This window comes from Streptomyces sp. SID486, assembly GCF_009865385.1.
In the GTDB taxonomy this organism is placed as follows: domain Bacteria; phylum Actinomycetota; class Actinomycetes; order Streptomycetales; family Streptomycetaceae; genus Streptomyces.
The window spans coordinates 1-5,561 of the sequence record NZ_WWJT01000268.1; the positions used below are offsets into that span (position 1 = coordinate 1).

The window sequence follows — 5,561 nt, forward strand, 5'->3', positions numbered from 1 at the left end:
GGTGCTTCTCGTGGGGTGCTTCTCGTGGGGTGTCCGGAAGTGGTGTGCCGGGCGCCGGCGGACGTCTGTTCCGCTGCCCTCTCCCGGAGTGGCCCGGGGCGGCCGCGTCGCGCGTGGATCAGCTGGGCCAGGGTGCCTGGGTGATGCGCTCGACCATGGTCGTACGGCGGAATTCCGGCAGGAAGTGTTCGAGGATGTCGGCGTTGACGGTTCCGTACGTGGTGTCCGGGCGGTCCTTGAGCCCTTCCAGGAACGCCTGCAGGAATTCCTTCTTGAATTCACCGCGCGGGTGGACGCCGACGATCTCGTCCACCTGGGCGTCGTCCAGCCCGTCGAGGCCCCAGCCGACCGCGTCGGTCAGGACGCCGAAGTTCGTGGCAGCCGTCTCCGGGCCCATCCGTCCGGGAATCCCTGGTGTCGTGTGCAGTGCGATCGCCGTCCAGACCACCTCGGCGGCACGCTCGGAGAACCCCCGGTCGAGCAGGAACGCACGCGCGTGGTCGGCGCCGTCCAGCTCGAAACGCTGCTCCTTTTCGGAGAACGGGCGGGAGAGGCCCGTGTCGTGGAACATCGCTGCCACGTACAGCAGCTCCGGGTCCGGCCGCAGGCCCAGGTTTCGGGCGTGCAACGAGGCGAAGAGGAACACGCGCCGTGAGTGGTGGAAAATGAGTGGGTCGGTCGTCTCCCGCAGAAATCCGGTGGCCTCCGCCGCCGCCGCGGTGTCGGGAATCTCCACCCCTGCGATGGTGCCGGTCATGATCCTCACTCTCGTCGGAGTCTCGGGCGATGAGCGGGCGGCGCGTCCCGCGCCCACAGCGCCGCCACCCGCGGGCCCCTTCGGCTCCGCTGCGACGCGGCCGTGCAGCAGCTGAAAGCAGACGCAGCGGAAACGACCGCGAGCCACGGCCCGCAGCGCGTCGCCGTCATAGTCGCCGTCGTAGTGGCCGTCGTAGTGGCCGTCATCGTCGTCGTCCGTGACACCGTGACGGGGACGCACTGAGACGTCTCACCAGTATCGGCGACCGCTGCCGACGCCGCCACATCGACTCGTCGCCACATCGATACATCGGGCCGTGCACTCGACGCCGTCATGTCGGCCCGCGGCTGCAAGTCCTGTCTCATCGAGCCTTGACCGGTCTCGCCGAAGTTCGGCGACCGCCCCTGCCGTCTCGTCGAAGGTCGACCACCGCCTTGTGGATCAGGTGTGCCGCACCCACGGCTGCGCATCGACCCGCCCCCCTGGCGGTCTGCCGCGGCCGGTGTCGGAGGCCCCCGGTTACGGTTGCCGGGTGAACGGATCAAAAGCGTCAGCCGGCATACCTGCCCACCCAGGCGCGTTGCTGCCTCTCCTGGGCACCGACGAGGACGTCGTCGCCTTCCTTGCCGGGGTCGCGGACCTCGACGCGACCGACCCGGCCGACCATCTGTTGGAGGAAGGGGTCCGGCTCGCCTCCGGGGCCCGGCTGGAGCAGTTCGCGCGGGCGGGTTCAGGAGACGCGTTCTGCTTCGTCGGCGAGGGCGGAGAGGAACGGCCAGTGGTGTACGTCAGCCTCGACGGCGAGTCCGGACCACTCGCTCTCGGCCTGCCGGAGCTGGTGCGTCTATGTCTGGTGGCACCGTGGTGGCGGGATGCTCCCGGACGGACGACCGGCGAACTCCAGGGGGTCGCCGACGAGTATCGGGAGGACGTGCCCGACCTCGACCAGCGACGCGACCGGGCGGCCCAGGCCCTCGGTATCGACCCGGCCGGCCTGCCGTCCGAGGCGACGGTCCTGGACCGGCTCGCGGAACTCTCCCGGGGACCGGTAGCCGAGACCTGTCTCGTCGTGGGATACGAGGGCGAGCCACTCGATCCCCTCTTCGATGCCGCCCACAGGTGAACGCCGTACCGACCCGCATGCGCCGCACCGGCAAATCGGCTCGCGCACGCTCTGCGGCCATGTCGGCCCGCATGCGCCGCACCGTCGGTCGCATCCCGGGCGCCGCGTCGTGCCGTGGCGCGTCTACAGTCACTTCCCTGACCAGAGGAGGAGGCCGTCGTCATGGCCCGGCAGGTTCTCGAGCGTGTCGCAGGACACGAGCAGCGGTTCAACACGGTGTTCGAGGAGTACTTCGACAGGCTGCGCACCAGGATCGACGCGCCGTCGTTCAGCCGTTTCACCCCCGAATGTGTGCAGCTGCTGCGGGAGTTGTCGATGCGGGGCGGCAAACGGATACGTGTCGTGCTGCTGCACGAGGCAGCCCGTCTGGTGACCGCCGAGCCGGACCACGTCGCACTGGACTCCGCCGCTCTGAGCATCGAACTGCTGCAGACCCATGGCCTGGTCCACGACGACCTCATCGACGACAGCCCCACCCGCCGCGGCGGTCCGTCCACCTACTACGCCTACCGCGAGCGGTTCCCCGGACGACCGCGGACCGCCCTTGGGCTTGCGGTGCTCGCGGGCGATCTCGCCCTCGCGCTGTCCTTGCAGGTGCTGCTGGAGGCGGACGTGCCCGTGCCGGTGCGGCAGGCCATGGTCGAGGTGCACACGCGCGCGGCGGCCGACACGTTCGTCGGGCAGATCACCGACCTGGAGCGTGATGTCCTCGCCTCCGTGGACGAGGAGGTCCTGCACACCGTGGCCGACTACAAGTCCGCCCGCTACTCGATCCTCGCCCCCCTCCAGCTCGGGCTCCTGGCCGCGGGCGAGCAGCCGGCGCTCTTCGGGGACGAACTACGCTCATACGCCCGCCTGGTGGGGATCTGCGGGCAGATGCGGGACGACTACCTGGACCTGTTCGGGGACTCGACCACCATGGGCAAGCCGGCCGGCACCGACCTCCGTGACGGCAAGCGCAGTTACACGGTCAGCGCACTGCTGAGCGCGGTCGACGGTGCCGACCGCGCGGTGGTCGACGCCGCTCTGGGTGATGCCTCCTGCACACCGGACACCGTCGCAGCCGTCCGCGCGATCGCTGAACGCCACGGGGTGCGGGAGAGGTTGGAGGCGGACATGCGACGGCACGCGCAGCAGGCGTCCCAGGTCGCCGCCGGCTGGCGGTCGCGCTGGCGCGCGGAGGCGGTCGCCTTCTTCGAACACCTTCCGCTGTGGAGCGTCGAACGCCTCGCGTGAACGGCGCGGGCACGGGGAGGGGTGGGCGTCGAGCGCGGGAGGGCACAGCCGTCGGCGGCGAGGGCGATCCATAGGTGGGCGACGGCGACGGAATCGGCTGTGTGCCGGGCTGGCGGTGGTCACTGATAGCGTGCCGCCTCCTGCCGATCATGATCACGAAGGGACGGTGGCTGTGCCGGATCTGACGCGCCACGACATCAGCGAGCAACTCATCGACGAAGCTCTCGACGACATCACCGGACGGCTTCGGCGGCGCTGGCACCGGCTGCGTCACGACGGTTGCGGCCCTCGGCAACTGGACGAGTCGGCAGTCGAGTTGTTCGATCACGTCGCCGCACGCACGGTCCGTGCGCCCGCGCTCGACGAAGCCGCGCGGCTCGCCCTGCGCACCGCGGCGGAGTGTGCACTGGGAGTGCTGAGCATCAGCTGTTTCCCCGACGGCGACCAGGAGGTCATCCTCCCCCTCATCGGCGAGCGGCTCAGCAGTGAGGACGGGGCGTTCGGTCGCGCCGTCGACCGCGCCCCGACGGCCAGGACATGGCTCGACGCCTTTGCGCTGTGCCTGGTGAGCGGCCTGGTGTGGGACTGGCAGCGGGTGACCGGTCTGCTCCTGCGTGACGACTACGCGCCCGCCGTCCGCGACGCGGTGCCGTACTCGGCGGCGCCGACCTCCGCCTCCGGTCCGGCAGATCAGGCCGATCAGGCGCATCAGGTCGATCTGGCCGATCTGGTGGATCTGCCTGATCAGGCGGATCAGGTCGATCTGGCGGATCTGGTGAATCTGCGTGATCAGGTCGATCAGGCGGATCTGGCGGATCTGGCGGATCTGGCGGATCTGGCGGCGATGGACGCCCTGTGCGGCTACCTGACCCGGGCGGCAGGGCATCTGCCCCATGACTGGCCCACCGTGCCGCTGTGCAAGCCGGACGCCGTCGAACGCGCCGAAGCAGCCCGGAACCTGGACGCGGCGGGCCCCCTGGCGCCCGATCACCGGTTGCTTCGCGTACTCCTCGACGATGACCGGACCGCCTTCGAGCAGGCGCTCACCACTCATCTCCTCGAACACCGGCGGAGCGCGCGGCCGGACGCGGCTCCCGGTTCCCTTCTCCCGCTCGGCGCGCTGACCATCGCCGCCCTCGCCGTCCAAGTGCACGGCTGGGAGCTCGACGTCCACTCCGGCTACCTGCCCGACCAGCTGCTGGGCTCGCCCCAGGCCGTACAGCGGGCGGAGGCGATCGGCGTCAACGATCTCGGCTACTGGGCCGCCAAGTAACGGCCGGGGCCGTGGGGGGCCTGCCGGGATGCGGCAGCCGGCCGGAACGGGTTACCTCCGACGTAATCGCCGAAGTGACCTCGCGTGGGGAAGAGTTGGCGGCGCACACAGCAGTGTCGTAACCGACGGGGAAGGATCCGCTCACCATGCCGTACTTCGAAGGCGCTGACGGGACACGTCTCTTCTACACCGACTGGGGTCAGGGCACGCCGGTGGTGTTCGTGGCCGGGGCCTGGCTCAGCAGCAGTGCCTGGGAGTTCCAGATGCTTCCGCTGTCCGAAGCGGGCATGCGCTGCGTCGCGTTCGACAAGCGGGGCCACGGTCGCTCGGACTGGGTGGGCCATGGCTTCGACTACGACACCCTCGCGGATGACCTCGCGGCGCTGCTCGATCACCTCGACCTGCGCGAGGTCACCTTGGTGGCGCACTCGATGGGGGGCGGAGAGGTGATCCGCTATCTGTCCAGGCACGGTTACGGCCGGGTGAGCCGGGTGGTGCTCGTCTCGTCCACGGCACCGCTGATGATCCGGACGCCGGACCATCCGGAGGGGATCGAGCAGAGCGCCTTCGACGCCCTGCTGGCAGAGCGGACCAGGGACCGCCCGCAGTGGATGGCGCACAACGCGCAGGCGTTCTTCGCCACGCACCTGGGCAACCGCGTCTCCAGCGAGCTGGTGCAGTGGACGGTGCAGCGATGCCTGGACTGCTCGGCCAAGGCAGCCGTGGAGGTGATCCGGACGGGATGCTGTACCGACCTGCGGGAGGAGGCCGGCACGCTGCGGGTACCGGTGCTGATCGTGCACGGCGACGCCGACGCCTCCGCTCCCGTCGAGCTGTGCGGGCGGCAGCTGGCGAAACTGGTGCCGGGCGGGATCTACAAGGAGTACCCCCAAGCCGGCCACGGACTCTTCATGACCCACGCCGAGCAACTCAACGACGATCTGCTGGACTTCATCGGGACCGCCGCCCGCTGAAGACGGAGCGGTCGGGCCCCGGCGGTGGCACGGCCGTCCGATGGCCGGGGAACGCCGGACGGGGTGTGTCACGTCCCGGCCGCGCGCCCGCGTCACTCCACGGGACGCGGGCCCGGAGCAAGGGGCCGGCGGCCGCGGCCGGTTGCGCGACCGCGTCGCTCCGCGGGACGAGGGACGCGGGACGCCGGGACGCGGGCC

At 70.4% G+C, this 5,561-nt stretch carries 5 protein-coding genes; 4 read left to right on the forward strand and 1 reads right to left on the reverse strand.

The annotated features are described in order from the left end of the window. Positions 1 to 118: 118 nt before the first annotated feature. Positions 119 to 757, reverse strand: coding sequence for an HD domain-containing protein (locus GT045_RS13320; protein WP_161334292.1), 639 nt, complete (start codon positions 755 to 757; stop codon positions 119 to 121). Between the two features lie 580 nt (positions 758 to 1,337). Between GT045_RS13320 and GT045_RS13325 the strand changes: the two genes are divergently transcribed. From GT045_RS13325 to GT045_RS13340, 4 genes are all read left to right on the forward strand, one after another. Next, a complete protein-coding gene (locus GT045_RS13325) occupies positions 1,338 to 1,880 on the forward strand; it encodes a hypothetical protein (protein WP_161334293.1) in 543 nt (180 codons plus the stop codon). Between the two features lie 162 nt (positions 1,881 to 2,042). Next, entirely contained in the window at positions 2,043 to 3,116 is a 1,074-nt protein-coding gene (locus GT045_RS13330) for a polyprenyl synthetase family protein (protein WP_161334294.1), read from the forward strand. A gap of 172 nt (positions 3,117 to 3,288) precedes the next feature. Then, positions 3,289 to 4,389, forward strand: a complete 1,101-nt coding sequence (locus GT045_RS13335; protein ID WP_161334295.1) for an Imm49 family immunity protein — start codon at positions 3,289 to 3,291, stop codon at positions 4,387 to 4,389. 146 nt (positions 4,390 to 4,535) lie between these two features. Continuing rightward, positions 4,536 to 5,363: an alpha/beta hydrolase gene (locus GT045_RS13340; RefSeq protein ID WP_161292067.1), complete on the forward strand. Its 828-nt coding sequence runs from the start codon at positions 4,536 to 4,538 to the stop codon at positions 5,361 to 5,363. Positions 5,364 to 5,561 lie beyond the last annotated feature (198 nt).

Excerpts from the sequence above, each read along its gene's own strand:
- GT045_RS13330 (WP_161334294.1), top strand. The coding sequence starts at position 2,043 with ATGGCCCGGCAGGTTCTCGAGCGTGTCGCAGGACACGAGCAGCGGTTC.
- GT045_RS13340 (WP_161292067.1), top strand. The coding sequence starts at position 4,536 with ATGCCGTACTTCGAAGGCGCTGACGGGACACGTCTCTTCTACACCGAC.
- GT045_RS13320 (WP_161334292.1), bottom strand. The coding sequence starts at position 757 with ATGACCGGCACCATCGCAGGGGTGGAGATTCCCGACACCGCGGCGGCG.